Here is a 473-nt window from a genome sequence, read left to right as displayed (position 1 = left end):
CCGAGCACCTGGCCTACGTCATCCACACCTCCGGCAGCACCGGCACCCCCAAAGGCGTCGCCGTCACCCACGCCAACCTCACCGGGTTCCTCCACGCCATGGACAACCTCCACGGCGACCCGGAAACCCCCCGGCAGGTCTGGCTGGCCTACACCAGCACCAGCTTCGACATCTCCGTCCTCGAACTCATCTGGACCCTCACCGCCGGACACCGCATCGTCCTGCCCGCCCACGACGACATCCCCACCCTCATCCACACCCACCACATCACCCACCTCCAAACCACCCCCTCCCACGCCACCCGCATCCTCACCCGACCCCACGCCCGCACCGCCCTGGCCCGCCTCCACACCCTCATGCTCGGCGGCGAACCCCTCCCCCCCGACCTCCTCGACCACCTCACCCACCTCACCCGCACCCGCATCGTCAACGGCTACGGCCCCACCGAAGCCACCGTCTACGCCACCACCCAC

The 473-nt window shown here is 69.6% G+C and carries 1 protein-coding gene; it reads left to right on the top strand.

All coding sequences use genetic code 11. The features are described 5' to 3' along the window. Nucleotides 1-473: AMP-binding protein (locus RUR_RS09200; protein ID WP_283134524.1), on the top strand; the 473-nt coding region annotated here is incomplete at both ends.

The organism is Rhizohabitans arisaemae (genome assembly GCF_025996515.1).
GTDB lineage: Bacteria > Actinomycetota > Actinomycetes > Streptosporangiales > Streptosporangiaceae > Rhizohabitans > Rhizohabitans arisaemae.
This window is presented reverse-complemented; position numbering and strand designations above follow the sequence as displayed.